Raw genomic sequence first — 26273 nt, forward strand, 5'->3', positions numbered from 1 at the left:
CCATGGATTTGATGTTCCTATGGCTGAATATCACTGAAGCATAGCCCCGTACCGTCCCAGGAAGCTCTGGGTCCTCTGGTTGTCCGAGGCAAATACCTGCTCCGGTGTTCCCTGCTCCACGATCACCCCGCCTGCCATAAAGATCACCCGGTGGGAAATATCTCTGGCAAATGCCATCTCATGGGTCACAATCACCATGGCAATGTCCAGGTCTGCCAGGGATTTGATGACCTTCAGCACTTCGCCTGTCAGTTCGGGGTCCAGGGCTGAGGTAGGCTCATCAAAAAACAGGATCTTGGGATTTAAGGCCAATGCCCTGGCAATGGCCACACGCTGGCACTGTCCGCCGGAGAGCTGGCACGGATAGGCATTTTCCTTATCCTCCAGCCCCATCTTCATAAGAAGTTCCCTGGCCTCCCGGTACACCTCCTCCTTATCCCGCTTCTGCACATGGATGGGGGCATCCGTAATATTCTTCATCACACTGTAATGGGGAAACAGATTAAAGTTCTGGAACACCAGACCATACTGGCTCTGGATTTCCTTCAGCTCTTTTTTCCCCGCATACACGGCCTTTCCCTTATCTCCTGTCCAGGCCGCTTTCTTTCCCAGATAGATCACTTCGCCGCTGTCCATATCCTCAAGCATGGTGGCGCAGCGCAGAAGAGTAGATTTGCCGGAGCCGGAAGGACCGATGATGGAAACGATCTCCCCTTCCTCCACACTCATGGAGATGTCCTTGATCACAGACAGGTCTCCAAATGACTTTTCCACATGATTTAACTCTAACAGCTTCATAATCCACATTCCTCCCGCTTTTACTGGTAATAATTCAGCTTCTTCTCCACCCATTCCATTCCCACGGCAACCACCAGATTGAACACATAATAGAACAATCCTGCTGCCACAAAGGGGATCATGTTGGTCTGGGAAGCCGCCAGCGCTTTGGCAATGGAGAACATTTCCGCCACACTCAGGGTAAAGGCAAGGGACGTATCCTTTACAAGGGTGATCACCTCATTGGTGACAGAGGGAAGGATCCGCTTTACCACCTGGGGAAGGATGATCTTAAAAAATGTCTGAAACCTGCTGTATCCCAGGATCTGCGCAGCCTCATACTGCCCCACGGGCATGGACTGGATCCCGCTTCTGTATATCTCAGCAAAATAAGCGGCATAGTTGACGACAAAGCCGATAAAGGTGGCCCACAGCCTGTATCCGCTGCCCACCTTGATCCTGAACAGGTAATAGGGGCCAAAATATACCACCATCAGCTGGAGCATCAGGGGGGTTCCCCGCATGATGGATATGTAGACCTTTACAATGGCCTGAAGAAACTTGTTCCTGGACATACGCCCAAAGGCCACCACCAGGCCAAGGGGCAGGGAGAAAACAAGGGTGACCAGGAATATCTGTATACTGGTTCCCATACCGCCTGCCAACTGCAATATCATCTGCTGGATCGTCATTTTACCCATAACCTATACCACCTTCAATTTTTATCCTGAAAAACCATGCAAAGCCGCTGGGATCAGGCGGCTGTTCCGGCTACTGAAAGCCAGGACAGCACGCCTGCGCAGCGGCTTTATTTTCCTTCATTCTCTCTGTCTGCACCCTATTTCCCGATGGTGGTAACATCCTCTCCAAACCATTTCTCAGAGATGCTCTTTAATGTGCCGTCAGCAGCCATCTCCTCCAGGGTTGCCTGTACCTTATCCCGAAGCTCTGTGTTGCCCTTCTTAAAGCCAACACCATACTCTTCTGCGGATAATGTATCCTCCAGGATCACGAAATCAGCGTTCCTCTGCTGGATCTGGTATCCTGCCACGATCACATCCATGGCAATGGCGTCAACCGCGCCCTGCTCCAGATCCATGAAAGCCGTGTTGTAATCAGCGGTTGTCAGCAGTTCCTTAAAGGTGGCTGTCAGATCCGGCACTTCCTTCAAAGCTGCCTCTGCGGAAGAGTCCACCTGACACTCCACTACCTTGCCTGCCAGGTCTGCCTGGCTTGCAATACCGGAATCCTTTCCAACAACAAATACCTGGGTATTTGCCATGTATGCTTCCGTCCATGTATAGTTATCTTCCCGGCCGGTCATGGTAAAACCGTTCCAGATACAGTCAATGTTTCCTGACTCCAGTTCCATATCCTTGGAATCCCATGCAATGGGCTGTGGCTTATATTCAAGGCCAAGACGCTTTGCAACTTCCTGGGCCAGTTCCAGGTCAAATCCCGTAAACTCACCGTCATCCCCAAGGAATCCCATGGGAGGGAAGTCCTGGTCAAATCCAACGACCAATGTGCCTCCGGCGCTCTCTGCCTGAGCCGCTTCTGTGGATGCGGCCTCCGCCGATGTATCGGCTGCCGTGGTGTCCTCTGCCGAAGTATCAGCTGCCATGGTATCGGCTGCCGTGGTTGCGCCCCCATTGGAACCGCCGCACCCTGCAAGGGATAATGCCATCACAGTAGCAAGTGCTATGCCCGCCAGTCTCTTTTTCATAATAATATCCTCCTCATAATAAACACTCAAAATTTACGGCATGAAACCATGTTGTCCCAATGCCGGTGCTTTTGACACGCTATCATATTAGCACACTAAAGTGCATATGTAAAGAGGAAAATGCTATTATCATGTACAGGATGGATGACCCAGGCATGGCTGGCATATCCCGCAAGATGCCTGCAACAGTTATTGCAGCAATGCCTGAGAACAAAAGATTAAAAATGAATCAGTCTGTTTTATAATATTCTTTTCAGTTCCCCCAGGGCACAGATCTCCAGATCAGGCCGGACCCCTGTCCTGTTAATCAGGCCGGAAGGGTTATACCAGCAGGTGGCTGTGCCGGCTGCCTGGCCGCCTTTTATATCGGAGGAAAGGGAATCTCCCACTAAAAGCATGCGCTCCGGGCAGACGCCCGGTATCCGCTTAAAGCAGTACTCAAAATATTCCTTTTGTGGTTTCTGGCTTCCCGCATCCTCGGAGACAAAGATATCCTTCATGAAACAATCCAGGCCGGAGGCGGCCAGCCGTTTATATTGGGTGGATGAAGTGCCGTTTGTGACCACATACAAGTCATACCGCTCCTTCAGATATTGACACAGATCCAGAGCCCCATCAATAAGAAATGCTGAATCATCCAGCTGCCTGCGGTACAGATTTTCTGTCGCATGGCCATCTACCGTGATCCCAAGCCTGGCAAAGAACACATTAAACCGCTCCCATACCAGACGTTCCTTGGTAACCTCCCCCCGCTCAAAGGCGGACCAGAAGCCCTCGTTGATCTCATGGTACAGTTCCAGCCGTTCTTTTGTGGGCTCTACCCCGAAAGTTCTCATAACATGTTCCATCCCCAGCTTTTCCGACAGCTTAAAATCCAGGAGTGTGCCGTCCACATCCAGGAGAATGACATCATATCTCCGGTCCGTGACCTGCATTTTATTCTCCGTCCCCATAGACAATCGCTCCTCCGCATATTGTATACACTACCTGACCGGTCAAGGTTTCTCCCAGAAACGGGCTGTTGGATGATTTAGATTCAAATCCTTTTACGGTCCACTGCCTGTTCTCATCAAAGATCACCAGATCGGCCGGCGCGCCTGCTTCCATCCGGCCGCAGTCCAGCTTGTAAAGCCTGGCCGGATTACTGCTCATCTTTTCCATCAGCTGCACCATGGTCAGATGGCCGGGCTTTACCAGGCTGGTGATGCCCAGGGCCAGGGCTGTCTCCAGTCCCAGGATCCCGCTGGGAGCCGCTGTCAGAGGACGGTCCTTTTCCTCCCTGCTGTGGGGCGCATGGTCGGTGGCGATCATGTCAATGGTTCCGTCCTTCAGGCCCTGGATCAGCATCTGCCTGTCCTCCTCGGTACGCAGAGGAGGATTCATCTTGGCCAGAGTGCCGTGCTTAAGCACCGCATCTTCAGTCAGTGTAAAATGATGGGGTGTTACCTCGGCCCACACCTTTGCACCCAATTTCTTGGCCAGGCGCACCATTTCCACGGAGTGGCCGGAACTGATGTGCTGTATATCCACCACAGCCCCTGTATCCAAGGCGATCATACAGTCTCTGGCAACCAGTGAATCCTCTGCCAGGGCAGGCGACCCGTAGATTCCAAGCTGATCTGAAACCCTGCCGTGATTGATCCCGTTTTCTTTGATAAATGCCTTGTCCTCCTCGTGGAAACTTAACACAGTGTCCAGCCGGGCTGCCTTTTCCATGGCCGCACGCACGAAGTTCCCCTCCATCAGAGGGATTCCGTCATCTGTAAACCCAGCGGCTCCAGCTGCCAAAAGTCCCTCCATGTCCGTCATATCCCGGCCGTTAAAACCTTTGGATACAGCAGCGCAGCTGAGAACGTGGATTCCCGTCTTTTTTCCTTCCTCCAGCACATAGCGAAGCGTCTCTTCATTGTCCACAATAGGCTTTGTATTGGCCATGCAGACCACCGTGGTGAATCCGCCCTTTGCAGCCGCCTTCGCGCCTGTGTGAATATCTTCCTTGTAAGTGAGTCCCGGATCGCGGAAATGCACATGTACGTCCACCAGACCCGGCGCAACGATCATGCCGTTTGCATCTATGACACGCTCATAATCGCGGGATGCCTCCCGCCCGGCTGTCTGCCGCCCAGCTGTCTGCTGCCCAGCCGGTATGATCTCAGCGATCCGCCCTCCGTCCAGCACCACATCCGCCTTCATATCTATTCCCTCTGCCGGTCCGATCACGCGGCCGCCTTGAATCAAAATCATACTCCTGTTCCTCTCTCTCTAATCTGATCATATAATAAAGCTTTCACCCTTTTTACGGATCTCATGTATCCTGTCTCCATAGGATTTGGCACACGGCAGCGCTTTAAACCTGGACGCTGCTTCAAAATCTCCCCAAAAATGCATGGGGAACACCACATCTGCCCCAACCATGCGCATGAAATCATCCATACCCAGGTAGAAATCCTTTTCCTGTCTCGGGTCGATCAGCATAAACGCCACGTCAATATGGCGTCCGGCCAGTTTGGCAAGCTCCTTGTGATAGTTCTCACTCATCCTTTGGTTATCCTTCTCCGGCTCGCCTTCCCACACCCAATTGTTCAGATCCCCGGCGTGGTAGATAACCTGTCCCTCCGCCTTTATGAGAAATGCAACTCCCTCGTCCGTGGATTTAAAAGCCTCAATCTCCAAGGGCTGCCCGGCTCCGTCCGCCAAACACCCGCTCTCACCCGGCCCCATGAACGTGGTCCTGCCCAGAAGTTCCTCCGGCACCTGCCTTCTCCAGATATCGTCCGACAGCACATAGGTCACCTTTCTGCGCCCGTCCGACAGGTCAAAAATGGAGCGTGAAAAATGATCCCCGTGCCGATGGCTGGCAAACACAAACAACGGCTTGTCCTCCGGTATCTCCGGTATGTCCCCCTCAAAATAGTCAAACAGAAGCGCTGTGTGTTCCAGATCTGCCATAAAGCTGCTGTGATGGATATATGTTATCTTCATAATCTCTCCTCCTGACCTTTATGTGTACTCCGGAAGTACACTTATATATGTCTTATAGTAACATAATCCGGAAAATACGTATAGTTTTTTCTGATGGTGAATTGGATGTCTAGGGAATTCCGGAATTTGGTAAAAAATGCACCTGACCCCAACGGATCAGGTGCACAGGTAACTCCATCATTACATTGCATGGTAAAATCTTTTCCATTTCCCTGAAAAGAACCTCCAGCCAAAGAACGCCGACCGCACCACCCAGTCCGCGATCATGGCCCACCATACGCCCACTGCGCCCAGCCCCAGTCCGACAGCCAGCAGGAAGCTGAATCCGATGCGGAACAGGATCATGGACATGATGGATATGCACATAGGAAATTTCACATCATTGGCAGCTCTTAACACATTGGCCAGGCAGAAGGAACATGGCCAGATAAAGATGGCGCATCCGTTATGGATCAGCACCAGGATCGCTCCCATGCGCAGAGCCTCGGGGGACAGGCCGTACAACCGCAGTGTAAGGGGCATGGTCAGTATGACGGCGATACAGCAAAGGCCGCTGACCACATAGGTGAGCTTCATCATCTTTTTGGCATAGTACTCCGCCTGGTCAAAATCGCCTGCGCCCACCAGGCGGCCCACCACAGTAATGATCGCCAGGCTCATGGCCTGGCCGGGGAGCACGCCCATGCCGTCCAGGTTATTGGCAATGGCATTGGCGGCAATCTGGGTGGTTCCGAACATGGCGATGATGCCCACCACCAGCACACGGCCCAGCTGGAAGATACTGTTCTCGATCCCGTTTGGTATCCCAATATTTAAAATCTGCTTCATCATCCGCCGGTTGATCTTAAATCCGGTTCCGATATATAGGTCCAGATTCCTGTTGCGAAGGCGGTATAAAAGGATAAAACAGGCGGTCATACGCGATATCAGGGATGCCAGGGCAGCACCCGCCACGCCCCAGTGGAATACAAATATAAAGAGGGAATCCCCGATCACATTGATCACATTCATAATAATGGATGCCTGCATGGATATCTTGGAGTTTCCCATGGAGCGGAACAGGGCCGCACAGGAATTATACACGGACAGGAACGGATAGGATAGGGCCGATATGACCAGATAGACCCTGGCATTCCTCATCACATCCTCTGCCACCCCCTGATAAATCAGGGATAAAAAACCTTTTCTGAACAGGATGCACAAGATCATGATCCCCAGGGACAGCATTCCGGTTATGATCAGCAGCTGGTCTGCCGACTGGCAGGCCCGGTCCCGCCGTTTCTGTCCCAGATACTGGGAGGACACCACGGCCCCTCCTGTGGCCACCGCTGCAAATATATTGATAAACAGAGTATTGATCATGTCCACCAGGGATACGCCCGAGGTGGCCGCCTCCCCCACACTGGATACCATCATGGTATCCACCATGCCCACTGATACAGCCAGGATCTGTTCCACGATCAGCGGAAAAATCAGCTTTCTTAAATCTGCATTGGAAAACATGTATCCCCCCGGATTCCTTTTTTCCATGTGCCTTTACCGTCCTTTGTGCTGCGGCATCATCATCCTGGCCGGCTCATATCCAATATTTACCGGACCATATAAAAATGACGCAGAATGTTTTCTATAAAAGCCTACTCCAACCAACATTCTGCGTCAATCTTCAATTTATCCAAAAATATTAAGAGTTCCGGGGCTGACACATCCGCTTTTCACAAAGGGCTGGAAGTTTATTTTGAAGGTCTTGATTTCTCTTGAACCAATTCACTTTCAAAAGTAACTTTTGCAACAGCATGATTTATTGTAGTTCCAGTAAACCCCACAACGTACTCTTTCTCTTTTTGTAGATTATTGAGCGAAACTGTAACGGTTTTACCACTGGCATTTTCATTCCATGTATTGCTCCATAAAACTTCGCCTGCATTTCTGTCTTTTATTTCCACAATGCCGCTTTCTCCATCCCGCAGGCTGTACACAATCCCATTCCCGCTGCCTGGGACTGTTCATCCCTGACCTTCATCTCATAGAACCGGTAACCGCCGCTCATATTCCAGGTCCTGGCTCCGGCCTGGTCCAGGATCCTCTGCGCAATATAACCTCTAAGACCGATCTGGCAGGTGATGTAAATATCCTTTGAAAGATCCAGCTCGCCCATACGATCCCTCAGGCTGTCCAGAGGAATGTTGATAAATCCGGGAATGGTGCCTCCTGCATATTCTCCTTCTGTCCTCACGTCCAGCCGGATGGCGTCCTCCGGAATCTGATCCAGATCCTCCAGGTAAAACGGACGCATCAGACCGTCCATGATATTGCCGATCACATATCCGGCCATATTCACCGGATCCTTGGCAGATGAAAATGGAGGCGCATAGGCCAGTTCCATTTCCTGCAGATCATACCCGGTGAGCTTAAACCGCACTGCATTCGCCAGGTCATCGATCCGCTTGTCCACGCCTTTCCCGCCCACGATCTGGGCGCCCAGGATGACAGCTGTCTCAGGATCAAATAAGGTCTTGATGGTCATCATATCGCCGCCAGGATAATAACCTGCCTGGGATGCGGATGTGGTAATCGCTTTGCGGTAGGGCCTTCCCTGTGCCTTCAGGGATTCCTCCTTCTCCCCTGTGACCGCCACCGTCATATCAAAAAACTTCATTACGGAAGTTCCCTGGCTCCCCTTGTAGGCGGTCTTCTTTCCGCAAAGATTGTCGCCCACAATACGGCCCTGCTTGTTGGCCGGGGATGCCAAGGGGATCAGGACTTTCTGTCCGCTTACCACATGTTCCACCGATACCGCATCACCCAGAGCATATACATCCGCCGCTGACGTCTCCATGTACGTGTTTACAATGATCTCTCCTCTGGCTCCCAGCTCAATGCCGCTGTCCTTTAAAAATCCGGTGTCCGGGCGTACGCCGATGCTCATAATCACCATGTCGGCAGGAACCTTTGCACCGTTTTTCAAAATCACACCGCTCCCATCCATGGCCGTACAGGTCTGTCCCAGATAAAGATCGATTCCTTTGGACCGGATATAATTATGTACCCCATGGGCCATATCCATATCAATGGGCGGCATCACATGGGAAGCCCCTTCCACCACAGATACCTTAAGGCCCTGCTCTGCCAGATTCTCCGCCATCTCAAGGCCGATAAACCCGGCTCCTATGACAGCGCAGGACACCGGATTATGCTCCGTAACATAATCATGGATCGCATAGGTATCCGGTATATTCCTCAGGGTAAACACATGATTCTTTTCCATGCCCGGGATTCCCGGACGGACAGGGCCTGCGCCTGGTGACAGCACCAGCTTGTCGTAGCTTTCCTCATATGTCTCCCCGCCATGTTTTACCACCACACACTTCCTGGCAGTATCCACGGCAGCCACCTCGCTCATGGTGCGCACATCCACATGGAACCGGGTGCCAAAACTTTCCGGTGTCTGCAGCTGCAGCGCTTCCTTTTCCGTGATCACACCGCCAATATAATACGGCAGGCCGCAGTTGGCATACGAGATATATGAACCTCGTTCCAGCATGATGATCTCTGCCTGTTCGTCATTCCTGCGAAGCCTGGCAGCTGTTCCGGCACCGCCGGCAACCCCTCCTACAATTACAACCTTCATCACTGACTCATCTCCTTTTCAGATACTGAGGGCACACGCAGGCTGTCCGGATATGGCAGCCGGTTCCCTCTTGGGGAATCTGCCCTTGTCCCTATTATAGTACGGAAATGAGAGATAATCCAGTTCTCCTGTTTTGCCGGATGGATTTTTTACTCTTTTCTGCGTCTTCATATTACAGGGCGCCGGCTATACACAATATATACAAAAACGCGGATTTAGTTCAGAATACTAGACAATTTGCCGGGATTTCGGATGGTTTAGGCGGTAGTGAAACGATATAATGAGGTTACAAACAAACACGGAAAAGACAGGGGGATGGGTATGACAAGGGAAGAGATTCTGGTCCATGTGGACCATACACTGTTAAAGGCAGTCTCCACATGGGATGAAATACAGACACTCTGTGAGGAAGCCATTGAGAACCGCACGGCTTCGGTCTGTATACCTCCCAGCTATGTAAAGCGGGTGTCAAATGTCTATGGAGACAAGCTGAATGTGTGCACGGTCATTGGATTTCCGCTGGGATACAACACCACGGAGACAAAGGTTTACGAAACCCAGAAAGCCCTGGCGGACGGAGCCGGGGAAGTGGATATGGTGGTAAACATCGGTGATGTTAAAAACGGCGAGTTTGCCAGAATCACACGTGAAATCGAGGCAGTCAAAAAGGCTGCGGGGAGCCATGTGGTGAAAGTAATCATCGAGACCTGCTATCTGACAGAGGATGAGAAAAAAGAGCTGTGCAAATGCGTTACGGACGGGGGGGCCGACTATATCAAGACCTCCACTGGATTTGGGACAGCAGGAGCCAGGGTCGAGGATATCCGGTTATTTAAGCAGTACATTGGCGAGGGTGTGAAGATCAAGGCTGCAGGAGGTGTGAAGACCAAGGAGGATCTGGAGACGTTCCTGGAGGAAGGATGCGACCGTATAGGTACCAGCTCCGCCCTCAAGCTTTTGAGCGGACAGGAAGCAGGCACCTATTGATTCCATACTCTCAGTGGACAAGGGCACACACTCCCCTTGTCCACTGAGGGTATATAAAACATAAACCACATTAACAAAGTTTAAAGGAGGATAAAGGTAATGAAAAAAAGAAAAATAATCCCGGTTTTATGCGCAGCAGCAGTGGCGGCCAGCCTGGCAGGCTGTTCAGGCAGTTCAGGTTCTGCGGCAGAGAAAGGCGCTGACACCCAGGCACCTAAGGCTGAGGCCGGTGCAGAGGCAGGGAAGGATGAGGCAGCCGGGGCAAAGAAAGATGAGGGAGGCTCTGGTTCCGCCAATGAGAAGCTGATTATCTACAGCCCTCTTACAGAGTCCATGATTGATTCCATGCTGGCCATGTTCGAGGAGGACACAGGCATTGACACTGAGTGTCTGGCCATGGGTACCGGGGATGCTCTGAAAAGAATCCAGACAGAAGCCGACAACCCTCAGGCAGATATCCTTTGGTCGGGAACCATTGGAACCGTAAAGAATAAGAGCGAATATTTTGCAGATTACGTAACATCCAACGAGGATGCGTTCTATGATGAGTACAAGAACACAGAGGGAAACCTGACACGTTTTGATACCATCCCATCTGTTATCATGGTGAATACGGACCTGATTGGCGATATTAAGATTGAGGGATATGAGGACCTTTTGAATCCTGAATTAAAAGGTAAGATTGCATTTGCAGACCCTGCGGCATCCTCTTCTTCCTTTGAGCATCTGGTAAACATGCTCTACGCAATGGGCGGCGGCACTCCTGACAATGGCTGGGACTATGTAAAACAGTTCTGTGCACAGCTGGACGGCAAACTGTTAGGCGGTTCTTCCGCAGTATATAAGGGTGTTGCAGACGGAGAATACACCGTTGGACTTACCTTTGAGCAGGGTTCTGCCCAGTATGTGGGCGCAGGCGCGCCGGTTAAGACCGTTTATATGAGCGAAGGCGTCATCTTCCGTGGTGACGGAGTATACATCATCAAAAACTGCCCCAATGAATCCAATGCCCAGAAGTTCGTGGATTGGCTTACCAGCAAGGATGTACAGGAATTTATGAATAACACCCAGTACAGAAGAACCATCCGCAAGGATGTGGAGGCAGGAGACGCCATGGTTCCCATGGACCAGATCAAGGTGATCCAGGATGATGAGACAGACACCGCGGCACACAAGTCCGAGTGGCTGGATGAATTTAAGGAGCTGTTTATAGAGTAAACAAATCCAAACATCAGGTGTTGCATGAACAGTACATACATCGGGGGCGTGGCTTAATATGTCAGCCCCCTTCATTTTAGAAGAATTGAGGGGAAACGTATGAGTGTTTCAATCGGAATCGACAATGTTGTAAAGAAATATGGGGACATGACCATTATACCGGACCTGTCCGCCTTTATAAAAAACGGTGAATTTTTTACCCTGCTGGGACCCTCAGGATGCGGCAAGACCACCCTGCTGCGCATGATTGCCGGGTTTAACAGCATAGAGGGAGGAACCATCCAATTTGACGACAAGGTCATTAATGATATACCGGCCCAGAAAAGAAACATCGGCATGGTGTTCCAGAGCTATGCTATATTCCCCCACCTGACGGTCCGTCAGAATGTGGAATATGGCCTGAAAATCCGCAAGGTGCCAAAGAACCAAATGAAGGAGCGGGTGGATGAGATCCTGAGGGTGGTAAAAATTGACGAATACCAGGACCGTCTGCCGGAGCGTCTGTCCGGCGGCCAGCAGCAGAGAGTGGCCCTGGCAAGGGCCATTGTCATCCATCCCCAGGTGCTTCTTATGGATGAGCCTTTGTCCAATCTGGATGCCAAACTGCGTATTGAGATGCGCAGCGCCATCCGTGATGTGCAGAATCAGGTGGGCATTACCACGGTTTATGTGACCCATGACCAGGAGGAAGCCCTTGCCATATCAGATAGGATTGCAGTCATGGAGCTGGGCATTATCCAGCAGATCGGAAGTCCCCAGGACATCTATGCAAGACCATACAATGCATTTGTGTCCACCTTTATCGGCCATTCCAATCTCTTTTTCGGAACCGTAAAAAAACAGGGAAGCATACCTTCGGTTGTGTTTGCAAACGGGTACCATGTGGAGATGCCCAACCTTGTGGATACGGTAACAGAGGGACAAAAGGTGGTAATTTCTGTCCGCCCCGAGGAATTCTCACTGAACCCCGAAGGTATGGAATGCGAAATTATCAGCAGGACCTTCCTGGGCAAATACACCAACTACTTCCTGCGCTTTGGAGAAGGCATGGTGCTGGAGGATCAGCCCAGTATCGAGTACTCCCAGGATTTGGGCCATGTGGACCGCATATTCAAAGTGGGAGAAAAGATACGCCTTAGACCAAACCCTAATAAAATCAACGTGTTCACCCAGGACATGGAACAGAGTCTGATAAAGGATGTGAAGAGATATGACGAATAAGAAAATCAGATGGGACTTCTGGACCATCGTGACAGTGGTTATCATTGCTCTGTTTGCCCTCTTCCTTCTCTATCCGCTCATCAGCCTTTTCTTAAGCGGTTTCAAGGACACGGAGACAGGGGTTTGGACCATTGACAACTATGCCAGGTTCTTTTCAAAGAAATATTATAAGAGCGCATTGCTCAACTCATTTAAGCTGACCTTCTGCGTAACTGTGGTAGCCATTGTACTTGGGGTACCTCTTGCCTACTTTATGTCGTTTTATAAGATAAAGGGAAAAGGGGTGCTGGAAATCCTGTTCATCATCTCCATGATGAGTCCCAACTTCATCGGCGCCTACTCCTGGATTCTGCTTCTGGGAAGAAGCGGCACCGTGACCCAGTTCTTAAAGAGCCTGGGAATCCATATGCCGTCCATTTACGGCTTTGGCGGAATGCTGCTGGTATTTGCCCTTAAGCTGTATCCGTTCATCTATATGTATGTGTCGGGAGCCCTTAAGAAGATAGACGTGGCCCTGTCCGAGGCCGCAGAGAGCCTGGGATGCGGCGGACTTAAAAAGGTGTTTACCGTAATCATGCCCCTGGTAACCCCTACCCTTATAGCAGCCGCCCTTCTGGTGTTCATGAACTGTATGGCTGACTTTGGTACGCCTGCCCTGATCGGCGAGGGATACCGCGTCATGCCTACCCTGGTCTATTCAGAGTTCGTGGGAGAGACGGGAGGATCCGCCAACTTTGCAGCATGTATGGCAACCATTATGGTGGTAGTCACCGCAACGGTGTTCCTGCTGCAGAAATGGTATGTAAATACCAAGTCCTTTACCATGAGCTCCATGAGGCCCATCCAGCCCAAGGAGGTCCATGGTATCAAGGGGTTTTTCATCCACCTGTTCATCTATCTGCTGGCAGCAACCTCCATCATACCTCAGTGCATGGTTGTATATACCTCCTTCCGCGCTACCAAGATGCAGGTGTTTGTGGATGGTTTTTCCCTGGAAAGCTACCGCAAGGTATTTTCCACCGCTGTCCAGTCCATTAAGAATACGTATCTGTACTGCCTGGCAGCCATTGTGATCATTGTGGTACTGGGAATGCTCATTGCTTATCTGGCAGTGAGACGCAAAAGCTGGCTCACCAACATGATAGACACCATTGCCATGTTCCCTTACATTGTACCGGGTTCTGTCCTTGGCATCACGCTGCTGATTGCATTTAACCATCCTCCTATGATGCTGGCTGGTTCCGCCATCATCATGGTCATATCCCTGGTCATCCGGAGGCAGGCCTATACTCTTCGCTCCAGCTCCGCCATCCTCTATCAGATCAGCCCGAGCATGAAGGAGGCTGCCATCAGCCTGGGAGATTCGCCTTCCATGTCCTTTGTGAAGGTGACAGCGAAAATGATGCTTCCCGGCGTTGCGTCCGGCGCCATATTAAGCTGGATCACACTGATCAATGAGTTGAGCTCTTCTGTCATGCTTTATACGGCCAACACAAGGACAATGTCGGTGGCTATTTATAACGAAGTCATCCGGGCCAGCTACGGAACTGCAGCTGCCCTGGCAACCATACTGACAGTTACCACCGTAGTATCCCTGCTTATCTTCTTCAAGGTGTCAGGCAATAAGGACGTGACAATGTAGCTGTCATATGATAAACTGAAACGTGCAGTATTGTGCAAAATTAATGATAAAAGGTGCAGGCGTATGGAGAAGCGAAAACAAACATGTTTCAGGGACGAAATCCGGAAAAGTTTGATCTTCCACGCGCTTGCGCCTTGTTTTATATCGCTGGTGGTTTTACTTCTGGTGTTTACCGCAGTGGGATCCCAGCAAATCATCCGCAAAAGCAGCACCATGCTGGAACACTTTTCCAGGGAGTTTGAGGGTGTTATTGACAGCTATGTGGACGGGAACAAGAAGATGGCGGGAGAACTGGATGTGGAACGCTTTAAGGGACAGCCTTCCTATAAAACGGAGGCAGTGTCCGACATTTACCGGTTTCTTAACAGCCAGGTTTACAGGGGGGACTATTACCTGTTTGACCAGGAGCGGAACCTGGTCTTTTCCACCAACAACCAGGCCGGCGTCATACAATACATAGGCAATTACCTGCCCTGGAACACAACGGACCAGAATGACAGTAAAAATGACTGTATCTTTATTTACGACAACACGGGGGTGGACGGCAGGGCGCTTCCGGCATGGCTCATGTTCCAGACCGTTGTAAAGGACGGCAGGCTTCAGGGCTACAGCGGTTTTGTGCTGAAAGCCGATGCTTTTAAGGAGCAGCTGGGAAACATAGAGCAGCCCGTGCTGCTGATCAATAAGTTCAACCGGCTGTTCACAGACGGAGTGTCCAGGTTTCAGAATGACCGGGGGCAAGCTGATGGAGGAATTCCGGGACGGCGGCAACCTGGTGCACCTGGATAACAGATGGTACTACACGGGCAGCGTGTCCGTGCTGGATGGCGAGGCCTCGGTACAGGTCATATATGACTGTACCTCTTTTGTCCAGCTATGCTTTATGTCCCTGGTGCTGGTGGGATTTCTGGCCCTGGCAGTGACCCTGGCCATTTACCGCAGCGCGGGCAAGGTGGCGGACAAGAAAACGGAAATCATATACGACCTCATAGGCGCCCTGGACCAGGTGGAGAAGGGTGATCTGGATGTGTCTTTGAAAATCACCTCCGGGGATGAGTTTGAACGCATTGGCCATTCCTTTAACACCATGATCGGGAGCATACGCCATCTGCTGGACAGGCATCAGGAACTGGCAAAGGAAAATATGCTGGCCACGGTCCAGATTCTGGAATCCCAGTTTAATCCCCATTTTCTCTTTAACACCCTGGAATCCATCCGGTACATGATAAAGTTCGGACCGGGGGAGGCGGAGAAAATGCTGGTCAGCCTGTCCAGGATGCTTCGCTACAGCATCCAGAACGGCAAAGATGTGGTGACGGTAAAGGAGGAAATGGATTTCATTAACCGGTATCTGCAGGTCATGCTGTACCGGTATGGGGACCGGTTAAAATACAGCATTGACCTGGAGGAGGGAAGCAAAGGCGCATCCATACCAAGGATGACCCTGCAGCCCATTGTGGAGAATTCCATTAAGTACGGTTTTGGAGAGGACAGGGACTGTCTGGAGATCCGTATCCGCACCAAAATACAAAACGGAATCCTTTCCGTTATCATAGCGGACAATGGAGTGGGAATACAGCCTGGGCTGTTAAAGGAGCTGAAAGCCAATCTGAGACAGGGGCAGAACCAGACGGATCATATCGGCATCTATAATGTACATAAGAGAATACGCCTGGTATATGGCAGCCGGTTTGGAGTTGGGATTGACAGTACAACGGAAAAGGGGACAGTGGTGACGCTTCGGGTACCATGTGAGGAGTGAGGCACACTCCCGGCGTAAAGATGGGGGGATCTGTCATGTTATTAAAAGTAGTGATTGTGGAGGATGAGGAAATTATCAGAAATGGGCTTACCTTTGCCCTGAACTGGCTGGATATGGACTGCATCATTGTGGGCACGGCCAAGGACGGGGCAGAGGGGCTGGAGACCATACGGAGGGAACAGCCGGATATCGTGCTGACCGACATCAAGATGCCCAAGATGAACGGGCTTAAGATGATAGAGACAGCCATAAAAGAACAGCATTTTTACAGTCTGGTGCTGACCAGCTATTCGGAATTTGAACTGGCCCGGCAGGCCATCCATATGGGGGTTACGGACTATCTGCTAAAGCCTGTGGACGAGGATGAATTAAAGGAATCCCTGGGCAAAATCCGGCAGCAGATAGCCTATGCCAGTAAGTATGAAAAGATCGAAAGGATATCCCAGGACAGGATTCTGACTGTTTATGATGAGTGGAAGATATTTGACAGCGCAAAGAACAGCATGGACCCTTACGTAAAGAGGACCTATGAGTTTATCAAACAGCATTATAAGGAAAAGGTAAGCATTAACCAGGTAGCGGAAATCCTGGGAGTCAGCACCAGCTATCTCAGCAGGAAGCTGAAGGCAGGGCTTAACACCACCTTTGTGGACCTGCTAAACCAATACAGGATCAAAAAAGCCCTGAACATGCTAAACCAGGGCACCATGAGGATTTATGAGATATCCGATGAACTGGGCTTCAGCGAGTATAAACATTTCTGCAGCGTATTTAAGAAATATACCAATGTAACGCCCTCGGAGTTTTTAAAGAACGGCGGCGTGGCTGTGGTGGGTGAGAAGGAAACCCACGGGTGAGATAAAAGGCCGTGACGAGACGAAAAGCCGCGGTGGGATAAAAGACCGCGGTGGAATTCATAGGTAAATAAAAAGCGCATCTTTTTCTGTATGTGACATGCAAAAGAAGATACGCCTTTTTCTTGAATCTCTTTGTAATTCAGTCATGGGGAATATCCCCTATTCCACCAGCTTGCGGATGGCCTGCTCCTGCTCATCAAACAGAAGCTCCTTATTGTACTGGTAGTACCGCTCACACTCATACTGCTCCAGGAACCAGACACAGGCCTGGCTGGTATTCAGTTCAGTGACAAAGATGACCATCTCCTGGCCGTTGCCAAATGCGGCCTCCATGAAATCAAAGGCGTGCTCCAGCTTAAGCCCCAGTTCTTTCTTAAGCTCCTCGTAGGCATCGCTTCTGGACATAAACTCACCCCTGACCCACTGCCATGCCTCATCCTTCCCCGTAATGGTCCCGGACTGCATTTGCTTTACAAGTCCTTCCATAACGGTCATGCACCTGCGGTTTATGCGGTCCTCCTGCCTTCCCAGAAGACCGCTCTTCTTTTTCCGGACCCGTTCAGCTTCCATGGAATCTATGAGATGCCTTAACACCTCATCCGGCCTTTTCTCTGTACGCGCCTCTATTCGTGTCTCTATCCGCGCCTCTGCCCCCGGCTTTGCCCGCATCTCTGCCCGCATCTCTGCCCTCGGCTCTTCCCCCGGCTCTTCCCCCGGCTCCAGTTCCTGCCGGAAAGCTTTCAGCTGGACCATTAAAAGTTCCATGACCTGGTTTTCCATAAACATGCCCTTAAATCCATCCGCCAGCTTGGACAGCAGCAGTCCGGTGACACTTAAGCGCTCATCAAAGGAAGCCCTTGCCACCTTATCGCACAAGTCCTCCCTAATGATCCCCTCCAGGATCTGATCCACCTGGTACTGGTTCTGATATTTATAATAAAGTTCCAGATAATTGGCAAAATCCTTTGCGATCCTGGGATGCTGGATGTATTGACCGATCACATCCCTGTCAGCCCTCTTTTCCAGCTTTTCATAGACCAAGATCAGCTCGGACAGATCCTCCCAGCCCCTGGGAGTGGCAAACAGCTTTCCATCCACCGTGGTCTCTATATGGCAGAAATTCTGCCCCTTGATCCCCAGGTAGGATATAATGGCCGGATGGATATTTTCCTTATACGCGTATTCCTTCCACACCCCAAGGTCCGGCTCCACATCGATCCTTTTAATACGGTCCAGGGTCACCACATCAAACTCCCGGACCGACTTATTGTACTCCGGCGGATTTCCGGCAGCTGCTATGATCCATCCCTCGGGAATCCGGTGGCTGCCAAAGGTCTTGCACTGGAGAAACTGCAGCATGGTGGGTGCCAGGGTCTCGGACACACAGTTGATCTCATCAATGAAAAGAATACCTTCCTTCAGTCCTGTTTCCTCTATCATATTGTAAATGGATGCCACGATCTCGCTCATGGTGTACTCCGTCACCGTGTACTCCCGGCCTCCAAACATTTTCTTCTCTATAAAAGGGAGTCCCACAGCGCTCTGTCTTGTGTGATGGGTGATGGTGTAGGCCACCAGCCCGATCCGGCACTCCCTGGATATCTGCTCCATGATCTGGGTCTTTCCCACACCGGGAGGACCTATGAGCAGAACCGGCCTCTGCCGGATGGACGGAATGGCATATTCCCCATTCTCATCCTTTAACAGATACGCCTCTATGGTGTTTTTTATTTCTTCCTTTGCCCGTTTAATGTTCATAAATTATGGTCTCCTAAATCCTGCTCTCCTGTGTCCTTGGGCTTACTCCCATACTCCATGATCTGTTCCTCCTCCAGCACCACCTTCATGGCCCAGGCCGGAACGGATTCATCGGAAAACATGTTTTCAATAAATACAAATGCCGTGTCATAGGGCGGCGCCTGTACAGGATAGATTCCCTTACCGTCCGTAAAATAGATCAGCCCCCGCAGGTTTCCGATCTCCCTGCTGGCCCGAAGGCCGTTCACATACTCAAAAGCCGGGCGGAAATCCGTGCCTCCAAGTCCTTTGATCTCAAAATGCTCCATGTAATCCTTAAGTTCCTCCGGCTCTGTTATTACCACATCCGACTGAACCTTGTCATCACACTGGATCAGATGGATATGGACCTTCCGGAAATAGCTCTCGGTTTCAGACAGCACATCATAGGTTTCCTCCAAAAACCGCCGGACCAGATCTCCGGAACAGGACATGGAGGTGTCGATCACGATCACAAAGTCCAGGATCCTGTAGACTTCCTTTGATTCCAGCGGCTCTATCAGCGGCATATTGCCGTACAGGGACAGTCCGTAGGTGTAAAACGCATAATCAAAGGAATCGGGATCCACCTGCATTTCCTCCCTCATCACCGCAAATTTTCGGAGAAACTGGCTGTAATCATACCGCTCCCTGTTCTCCACCTGGACCTGGTCCAGCAGGCTCTGGTTGTCCTCTGATTCCTCCTTGGAACCGGTCTCCATCTGGGTCTGCATCTTTTCCCGGTTGTCATCCCACTGGTTCTGCCGCGGCCTGGACTGTTTTGGGTCATCCTCCTGCTCCCACAGGTCATGGCTGTCCACAAAAAACTCAGACTTCAGAAGCTTCACGCGGCGTTCCGGAAGGTTCATTTTCTTAAGCGCCCGGTAGATCCGTTCCGCTGTCAGGGGAACCGGGCGGTTTGCGCGGCCTGTACGGCCTTCCCCCGGACCACCCGGGTCCCTCCTGCCGTCATCCTGGGCCATCGCCTTTTCCAGGCGCAGATAGGTCTCCCTGCGCAGGGGATTCTTCGGCACATGGACACATTTCTGGTACAGTCCGTCAATTACAGACTCCATGGCGATGTCACAAGCCAAGTCCCAGTATTCCTTATCCCTGTCCTTACGGTTATACATATGGCAGAACAGACAATGGAACAGCATGTGCAGATATGCGCGGTTCACCCGGTTTCTTCCCTTCTTAAAAAGACCGGCAAGATACTCCGGCCCATAATAGATAAGCCATCCGTCCGTGGCCACCCCGTTCCTGTTCCAGTCAGCCTCAAATCCCAGACTGCTGAGGGAAAGATCCAGGAACCTCATATTCAGATATAATTCATTCCTGGCCTGATAGAGGATTCTGGTGCATAAATTAACCTGGTCCAGTTCCTCCAGCTGCCTGTGTCTGGTCGGATCTGTCATTGTCCATTTCCCGCCGCCATGGCTTCGTGTTCTTCCTTCAGTTCCTCATACAGATGATAAAAGGTCCAGGCGCTGTTGTGCTCGGTCAGCACTGCCTTCAGCGCGATCTTAGGCACTCCCGCTTTTCTCAGGTTCATGAGCAGTTCATCCAGACGCCTGTTTGAGAACTGCTTCAGCACCATCATTTCCACCGGGATTTCAGGAAGGCTTTTGTCTGCGCTGCCATCCGTATCCCGGGGCTGGAATCCTTCCATTCCCGCCAGATATCCCACGGTTTCCATCACCTGGTCCGGGCCAATGTTGCGGATCCTGATTCCCATTCTCACCAGCACGCTTTTCATCATGGCCACATACTTCATGGTCTCCGGCCTGCCCGGGTTATAATATAATACTGTCTCTGTTGTTTTCGCCATTCTATTTTACCTCGTTGATCATATGAGTCCCTTTATTTGAACAGATCATCACTGTCCAGCATTAGGGTAAAGGGCCCGTCATTTAAAAGTTCCACCTTCATGTCCGCCCCAAACTGTCCCTTTTCCACCACGTCTACGTACTGTCTGCACCGCTCCATAAACCGCTTGTACAGGGATTCCGCCATCTGAGGAGCACCGGCTTTGGTAAAGCTTGGACGGTTGCCCTTGTGGCAGTCCGCGTACAGGGTGAACTGGCTGATGATCAGCAGCTCTCCCTCCACATCTGCAAGTGACAGGTTAGTTTTTCCATTTTCATCCTCAAATATTCTTAAACGGCAGATCTTATCAGCCATTTTTTCCGCCAGCTGCACGGTGTCCCCGTCAGCCACTCCCAGCAGGATCATGAATCCTTTTCCAATCCTCCCCAGCAATTCGCCGTCCACGGTTACGCTTGCATGGGTCACTCTCTGTACTACTGCTCTCATATGCGTTGTCTCCTAATCATTTCCCATTGTCCATTGCCTGCGCCTTTATCTGATCATCATTTTCAGGTATTCCATCACGGTTTCCGTGGCTTCCTCCCTGAAAAGGATTTCCCGGGCGCGCACCGGGTCATCCGTTATGATGTTGTCCACTCCAAGAAGCTTCATCTGCTCCAGTTCCGTCTTGCTGTTCACGGTCCACACATGGACCGCCTTGCCATCCTCATGGACCGCCTCCACCAGGCGGCGGTTAACAAAGCTGGACCGGATACTGATAAAATCAAAGTCATCACTTTCATAATATTTTCCATAGGCGGCCGCAAGGATATAACCGGTCCTCAGGTCCGGATTAAATTCCTTCACCCGCTTTAAGTAGGAGGGCTTCACCGAAGTGATCACGCATTGTTCCTCCATGTCAAACTCCATGACCATGGCAGCCACCTGCTCCGGCAGGCCGGTGCTGTCCCCAATGCTTTTCAGTTCAATGTTCAGCTTCATACGGCCCTTGCATGCTTCCAGCACCTCCCTGAGGGTAGGGATCTTCTCCCCTGTATATTCCTTTGAAAAATGGCTTCCCACATCCAGTTCTTCCAGCTGGGAAAGAGTCATGGTCCCAAGCCTTCTGTCCACCCCCGCCACCCGCTTCAGGTTCAGGTCATGGCACACCACCACCACTCCGTCCGCAGAAGTCTGCACATCGATCTCGCTGTAATCCGCCATCTCATCCATGGCTTTTTCCAGGGCAGCCATGGTATTCTCCGGCGCCCGCCTGGAACTGCCCCTGTGGGCGGTTATCTCTGTCTGGCCCAGTACGGACCAGTCAGGGGAGGAGCCGTTATACACCATGTCGAATATCAGAAACAGACTGGCCCCAGCCAGCGCCCCCGTGATGGTAAGCATCCACTTTCTTTTAATATGCATCTGACGGGGAAGAGAAAAATCCCACGGGAGCCTGTGATTATTTTTCATCTCAAACTGGTAATACACCACGGTCAGGGCGCCGAAATCCACCACAGATACCAGGAGGCTTCCTATTAACAGCACCACGATCTCCAGCCTGCTGCACACCGCAGCCAGCACAGCCATGGCGGCATAACCGTCCACAAACAGGCTGACCACCACAGCTGACACAACCACGATCACGGAGTGCAGAACCAGCAAAAACAGGATCAGCAGCAGGTTCAGGGCCAAAAGAAGCACCACCGCCCCAGGCCATCTGCCCTTTAGAAGCTCCAGGCTGCGCCGGAAGCCGTCCCGGAAGCCCTTTTGCTCAATCATGCAGGTAAAGAACACCAGCATAGTGGGAATCCCGACCAGAACCAGGCCAACCACAACCAGGACCAGTCCCAGACGGGTGGCCGGGCCGTGAAGGATCTCATACATGACAAAATTAAGGGGTTTGATCCTTGTAAGCAGACGGATCAGCAGATATGAATTCATGGTCAGATACTCGGCCAGGGCCAGGGGCAGCAGTTTCCAGTCCCTCTTGTTATACTCATCCCATGTCTTTCCCAGGGCCCCCCTCAGTATGGCCAGGGAGTCGATCTTCCTGGAATAGGCAGACGCCTGATAAGCGGTGATCAGGCCCCCGATCTCGATCACCAGAAGCACCATGCCCACGGCCAGGGCCAATGCCCCGCAGATGATGGTGACAGGGCGCCAAAGAAAGGCCCCCATATTGCTCATGGTAAGGTAACTGTACCCTGCCATGCGCAAAGAGAACCTGAGAAGCTGGTTAACCAGTCTGATATAGAATGTACCTGCAACCAGCCGGTAGAGTACTTCAAAAACCACCAGCTGGCGCAGGTTCAACTTAATAACCTGATCTGTCTCCCTGATCAATCTGTTCACTGAAATTCTTCTTCCGTCTTTTCCTGATTCCGATCCTCACGCTGCTCTTTTGCAAATGCCGTGATGGCCTCATTCAATGAGAACATCTTGGCATCCAGCATATCTACCATATCAGCGCATGCCTTTAATTCCTTCAGCAGGTTCTCAGGAGCATTCCCCTCAAACTTGTAGGCTATCTTGTGTTCCAGGCTGGCCCAGAAATCCATGGCCACCGAGCGTATCTGTATCTCCACCTTGGTCTCCACCGGGCCATCGGTCAGATACACGGGGACGGTCACCACCATATGGTAGCTCTTATAGCCGTTGGGTTTCGGATTCTTGATATAATCCTTGACATGGAGGACGGTCACATCCCCCTGGGAAGATATCATCTCTGCGATCTGATATATATCTGATGTAAAGGAACAGATAATGCGTATGCCTGCAATGTCGCTGAGGCGCTCCATCATATTCTCAATGGAAACCTCATATCCGTCCTTTTTCAGTTTTTTCACAATGCTGTCAGCGGTTTTCAGCCTGGACTTGATGTGTTCAATGGGGTTATAGTCATAACGGCTTACAAACTCATTATTCAGGATCTCGATCTTGGTATTAACCTTCTTTAATGCTGAATCATACAAAAACATGACCGAACGCCACTGATCAACCTGGTCGTCCGCTTTGGGGATATTGGACATTCCTATCCCTCCTTATCTAGTTCGCTTTAGAGTTTCAGCCCCTTTAACAGGTCGCCCAACCCTGTGGATACCGATCCGGTCTCCTTGTAGTCAAATGTCTCGTGCTCTTCACGCTCTGCAGTCTGCTCTGACAGAACCCTCATGCTGAGGCTCAGTTTTCCGTTCTCCATGCTAAGTATCTTCACCTTAACGGTCTGTCCCTCTGTGAGCACAGCGCCGGGGTGTTTGATCCTCTGCGTACTGATCTGGGAAATGTGCAAAAGTCCGTCCACACCGTCTGCCAGCTTTACAAATGCTCCGTAAGGCTTGATGCTGTCCACGGTTCCTTCCACCACATCCCCTGCCTTAAACTGCTCCATGCGCGCCTTTTTCTCAGCTTCCTTTTTCTCCCGCTCCACTTCGCGTCCGGAAAGCACCAATCTCTTCTTCTCAGGGTCTACGGTGATAATGATACACTCCACATATTTCCCCTGCCAGTCTTCCAGTTTCTCCACATACTCTGTGGACAGCTGGGAAGCCGGGATAAATGCGCGCACTTCCTCCAGGGTTGTAACCACACCGCCCTTAACCGCCTCGGAGATCTTCACCTTCACGACTGTCCTGTCATCCATCATCTGCTGGAACTGGGCCCACTTTGCGCCCGCGCCGCTCTCTTCCTCTGCCAGTTCGATCTTTCTCTTGTTCAGGGTCTGATAGGAAGCCTCCAGCTCAGCTGCAAAATCCTCCATGGTCTCCACGGGTTCCTCAGCGGTTACTTTCTCCGCAGCTGCTTCCTCTGGGGCAACCTCCTGGGCGGTTACCTGGCCTTCTAATTCCTTGTTCATTTCTTCGCTCATAATAATCTCCTCACCTTCTGTATCTATAGCAAAATATATTCCTCTCCATTATAACAACAACCCACCTAATATTTCTATAGTTTTCTTATAAAAATTATACCAAATTTTACATTTTTATTCTCATTTTGTTTCTTTTCACTACAGAGATTATGTGGTATGATTCAGACAGCGGTAAATATACGTAAGAAAGGACCTGTATTCCATGATAGATCTTTTGGATCTGCACACACACACAACGGCCAGCGGCCATGCATATAACTCCCTTTATGAGATGGCCAGATCAGCCTCGGAACGTGGTATGCGCGTCTTCGGCTGCTCAGACCACGCGCCGGCCATGCCCGGCACCTGCCATTATTATCATTTTATCAATTTTAAAGTCATCCCCAGGACCCTTTACGGCATGAAGCTGATGATGGGCATAGAACTTAACATTATGGATTACGAAGGAGGGGTTGATCTGGAACAGGATCTGCTCCAGAATTTGGACTATGCCATTGCCAGCCTTCACCACCCATGTATAGAGAGCGGCACCATGACCCAGAATACAAACGCATACCTGGGCGTCATGAAGAACCCTGCCATACACATCATAGGCCATCCGGACGACAGCCGTTATCCGGTTGATTACGATACCCTGGTCAGCGCGGCCAGGGAACACAAAACCCTTTTAGAGGTTAACAACAGTTCCCTGAACCCCATGAGCTTCCGCCAGGGCGCAAGGGAGAATTACCTGAAAATGCTGGAACTCTGCAAATACTACAAAACCCCGGTCATTGTGGACAGCGACGCCCACTGCGAAGCGGATTCCGGAGACCACACCTTTGCCCACGCCCTTTTGGAGGAGGTCAGCTTCCCTCCTGAGCTGGTGGTGAACACCTCCCTTGACCTTCTGGCCGGCTACATTCCCCGGCTCACCTCCATTCTGGCGCAGCCGGATGATGCCAGGTGCGGTCAGGCGGGCAGGGACGCAGGAAATACAACGTCAGCAGGCGGCACAGCATCAGCAGGAAACACAGCATCAGCGGGAGGCACGGGCAAATGATCAATTTCCTGAACCTGGAGTATTTCCTGGTGGCAGCGGAAGAACTGAATTTTACAAGGGCGGCTAAAAAGCTGTTTATTTCCCAACAGTCCCTGAGCAACCATATATCCAATCTGGAAAAGGAGTTTGATGTGGTGCTGTTTAACCGCACCTCCCCCCTCACCCTTACCTATGCGGGCCAGGCTTTAAAGGCCAGGGCCAGGGAGCTTCTGGACCTTCGTGATGAGACTTATAAGGAGATCTCCGATATCAAGGATTTTTCAACAGGACAGCTTGCCATCGGTGTATCCCACACCAGGGGAAGGGTCATCCTTCCGGAAATCCTCCCCACCTACCAGGCCCAATTTCCAGGTATTGAGCTGCGGCTGGTGGAGGGCAATTCCAGCCAGCTGGCATCGGATCTGCTCCACGGCAACGTGGACCTGATGATCGACCTTCTGCCTTTTACTGTGGAGAATGTGGAGACCGTCCCCATCTGCGGCGAGGAGATCCTCATGGTGGTACCGGACGAACTGCTGAAAAAGATATATCCCAACCGCCTGGAGGAGATCAAACAGATCCTATCCTCCACGGCGGATGTCACGCTGCTCGAAAGGTGCCCCTTTGTTTTGTTAAAAAAGGGCAACCGGATCCGCACCATCTCCGATGAGATATTTGAGGACGCACAGATGAGCCCCAGGGTGGTACTGGAAACGGAAAACATTGAAACAGTGCTGGCCCTGTGCGCAAAAGGAATGGGGATCACATTTTACCCGAAAATGTTCATGAATCCAGACCAATCCTCCCGCTCCTACCGCAATGCCATGCTGGAAAACAGTCATCTGAACCTGTACTCCTTAAACTATTCCAGAGCCCATGGCGTACTTGGCATCGGCTACCACAAGGGCCGGTACATGTCCAGGGCGACCAGGGAATTCATCCGCATTGCCCGGGAACGCATTCCCTATCCGGCCGACCGTCCGGCAGAATAAACCGATT

Annotated in this window: 23 protein-coding genes and 1 pseudogene; 8 read left to right on the top strand and 16 right to left on the bottom strand. The window is 51.2% G+C overall.

Annotated elements, in window-relative coordinates; translation table 11 throughout:
- Positions 1–30: 30 nt before the first annotated feature.
- The 9 genes from ABID13_RS09090 to ABID13_RS09130 form a co-directional block, all read right to left on the bottom strand.
- A complete protein-coding gene (locus ABID13_RS09090) occupies positions 31–798 on the bottom strand; it encodes an amino acid ABC transporter ATP-binding protein (protein WP_007862041.1) in 768 nt (255 codons plus the stop codon).
- A gap of 20 nt (positions 799–818) precedes the next feature.
- Complete coding sequence (locus ABID13_RS09095) at positions 819–1478, bottom strand: amino acid ABC transporter permease (protein WP_007862044.1); 660 nt, start codon at positions 1476–1478, stop codon at positions 819–821.
- 137 nt (positions 1479–1615) lie between these two features.
- Entirely contained in the window at positions 1616–2503 is an 888-nt protein-coding gene (locus ABID13_RS09100) for an amino acid ABC transporter substrate-binding protein (protein ID WP_048929118.1), read from the bottom strand.
- A 239-nt stretch (positions 2504–2742) separates the two neighbouring features.
- Positions 2743–3438 carry a YjjG family noncanonical pyrimidine nucleotidase gene (locus ABID13_RS09105; RefSeq protein ID WP_048929264.1) on the bottom strand — a complete coding sequence of 232 codons (696 nt, stop codon included), beginning with the start codon at positions 3436–3438 and terminating at the stop codon, positions 2743–2745.
- A gap of 1 nt (position 3439) precedes the next feature.
- The gene (locus ABID13_RS09110; protein WP_048929119.1) at positions 3440–4747 is read right to left on the bottom strand and encodes a dihydroorotase; all 1308 of its coding nucleotides are present in this window, start codon (positions 4745–4747) and stop codon (positions 3440–3442) included.
- A 27-nt stretch (positions 4748–4774) separates the two neighbouring features.
- Entirely contained in the window at positions 4775–5485 is a 711-nt protein-coding gene (locus ABID13_RS09115; RefSeq protein WP_048929120.1) for an MBL fold metallo-hydrolase, read from the bottom strand.
- A 180-nt stretch (positions 5486–5665) separates the two neighbouring features.
- Positions 5666–6988 carry an MATE family efflux transporter gene (locus tag ABID13_RS09120; protein WP_007862053.1) on the bottom strand — a complete coding sequence of 441 codons (1323 nt, stop codon included), beginning with the start codon at positions 6986–6988 and terminating at the stop codon, positions 5666–5668.
- Positions 6989–7215: 227 nt separating this feature from the next.
- Complete coding sequence (locus tag ABID13_RS09125; RefSeq protein ID WP_242849208.1) at positions 7216–7428, bottom strand: DUF4624 family lipoprotein; 213 nt, start codon at positions 7426–7428, stop codon at positions 7216–7218.
- Positions 7419–9113, bottom strand: coding sequence for an FAD-dependent oxidoreductase (locus ABID13_RS09130; protein ID WP_007862055.1), 1695 nt, complete (start codon positions 9111–9113; stop codon positions 7419–7421). Before ABID13_RS09130 ends, ABID13_RS09125 begins: the two co-directional genes overlap by 10 nt.
- 321 nt (positions 9114–9434) lie before the next feature.
- Between ABID13_RS09130 and deoC the strand changes: the two genes are divergently transcribed.
- The 6 genes and pseudogenes from deoC to ABID13_RS09160 all read left to right on the top strand — a co-directional run bounded on the left by deoC (position 9435) and on the right by ABID13_RS09160 (position 16800).
- On the top strand, positions 9435–10100 hold the full coding sequence (gene deoC, locus ABID13_RS09135; protein WP_048929121.1) for a deoxyribose-phosphate aldolase: 666 nt from the start codon (positions 9435–9437) through the stop codon (positions 10098–10100).
- Between the two features lie 99 nt (positions 10101–10199).
- Positions 10200–11318 (top strand): ABC transporter substrate-binding protein, encoded by a 1119-nt coding sequence (locus ABID13_RS09140; protein ID WP_048929122.1) that lies wholly within the window; start codon positions 10200–10202, stop codon positions 11316–11318.
- 99 nt (positions 11319–11417) lie between these two features.
- Positions 11418–12539, top strand: coding sequence for an ABC transporter ATP-binding protein (locus ABID13_RS09145; protein ID WP_048929123.1), 1122 nt, complete (start codon positions 11418–11420; stop codon positions 12537–12539).
- Positions 12529–14181: an ABC transporter permease gene (locus ABID13_RS09150; protein WP_048929124.1), complete on the top strand. Its 1653-nt coding sequence runs from the start codon at positions 12529–12531 to the stop codon at positions 14179–14181. Before ABID13_RS09145 ends, ABID13_RS09150 begins: the two co-directional genes overlap by 11 nt.
- A 63-nt stretch (positions 14182–14244) precedes the next feature.
- A pseudogene (locus ABID13_RS09155) lies at positions 14245–15943 on the top strand (sensor histidine kinase).
- A gap of 35 nt (positions 15944–15978) precedes the next feature.
- Complete coding sequence (locus ABID13_RS09160) at positions 15979–16800, top strand: response regulator transcription factor (RefSeq protein WP_045091409.1); 822 nt, start codon at positions 15979–15981, stop codon at positions 16798–16800.
- A gap of 159 nt (positions 16801–16959) precedes the next feature.
- On the opposite strand, the gene ABID13_RS09165 is transcribed toward ABID13_RS09160, so the two are convergent.
- From ABID13_RS09165 to ABID13_RS09195, 7 genes are read right to left on the bottom strand one after another with little or no spacing between them, the layout of a single operon-like run.
- The gene (locus tag ABID13_RS09165; protein ID WP_048929125.1) at positions 16960–18558 is read right to left on the bottom strand and encodes an ATP-binding protein; all 1599 of its coding nucleotides are present in this window, start codon (positions 18556–18558) and stop codon (positions 16960–16962) included.
- Positions 18555–19994: a vWA domain-containing protein gene (locus ABID13_RS09170; protein ID WP_048929126.1), complete on the bottom strand. Its 1440-nt coding sequence runs from the start codon at positions 19992–19994 to the stop codon at positions 18555–18557. Before ABID13_RS09170 ends, ABID13_RS09165 begins: the two co-directional genes overlap by 4 nt.
- The gene (locus ABID13_RS09175; RefSeq protein ID WP_048929127.1) at positions 19991–20407 is read right to left on the bottom strand and encodes a DUF3783 domain-containing protein; all 417 of its coding nucleotides are present in this window, start codon (positions 20405–20407) and stop codon (positions 19991–19993) included. Before ABID13_RS09175 ends, ABID13_RS09170 begins: the two co-directional genes overlap by 4 nt.
- Positions 20408–20439: 32 nt before the next feature.
- Positions 20440–20892 (bottom strand): D-aminoacyl-tRNA deacylase, encoded by a 453-nt coding sequence (dtd, locus tag ABID13_RS09180; protein WP_007862073.1) that lies wholly within the window; start codon positions 20890–20892, stop codon positions 20440–20442.
- Positions 20893–20937: 45 nt separating this feature from the next.
- The gene (locus tag ABID13_RS09185) at positions 20938–22740 is read right to left on the bottom strand and encodes a glycerophosphodiester phosphodiesterase (protein WP_048929128.1); all 1803 of its coding nucleotides are present in this window, start codon (positions 22738–22740) and stop codon (positions 20938–20940) included.
- Positions 22737–23417: a GTP pyrophosphokinase gene (locus ABID13_RS09190; protein WP_007862075.1), complete on the bottom strand. Its 681-nt coding sequence runs from the start codon at positions 23415–23417 to the stop codon at positions 22737–22739. Before ABID13_RS09190 ends, ABID13_RS09185 begins: the two co-directional genes overlap by 4 nt.
- Positions 23418–23443: 26 nt before the next feature.
- The gene (locus ABID13_RS09195) at positions 23444–24253 is read right to left on the bottom strand and encodes a S1 RNA-binding domain-containing protein (protein WP_007862076.1); all 810 of its coding nucleotides are present in this window, start codon (positions 24251–24253) and stop codon (positions 23444–23446) included.
- A 202-nt stretch (positions 24254–24455) separates the two neighbouring features.
- Between ABID13_RS09195 and ABID13_RS09200 the strand changes: the two genes are divergently transcribed.
- On the top strand, positions 24456–25295 hold the full coding sequence (locus ABID13_RS09200) for a phosphatase (protein ID WP_048929129.1): 840 nt from the start codon (positions 24456–24458) through the stop codon (positions 25293–25295).
- On the top strand, positions 25292–26266 hold the full coding sequence (locus tag ABID13_RS09205) for a LysR family transcriptional regulator (RefSeq protein ID WP_007862079.1): 975 nt from the start codon (positions 25292–25294) through the stop codon (positions 26264–26266). The genes ABID13_RS09200 and ABID13_RS09205 overlap by 4 nt, the downstream gene beginning before the upstream one ends.
- The last annotated feature ends 7 nt before the right edge of the window (positions 26267–26273 follow it).

Source organism: Enterocloster citroniae (assembly GCF_040545455.1).
GTDB classification, from domain to species: Bacteria; Bacillota; Clostridia; order Lachnospirales; family Lachnospiraceae; genus Enterocloster; species Enterocloster citroniae.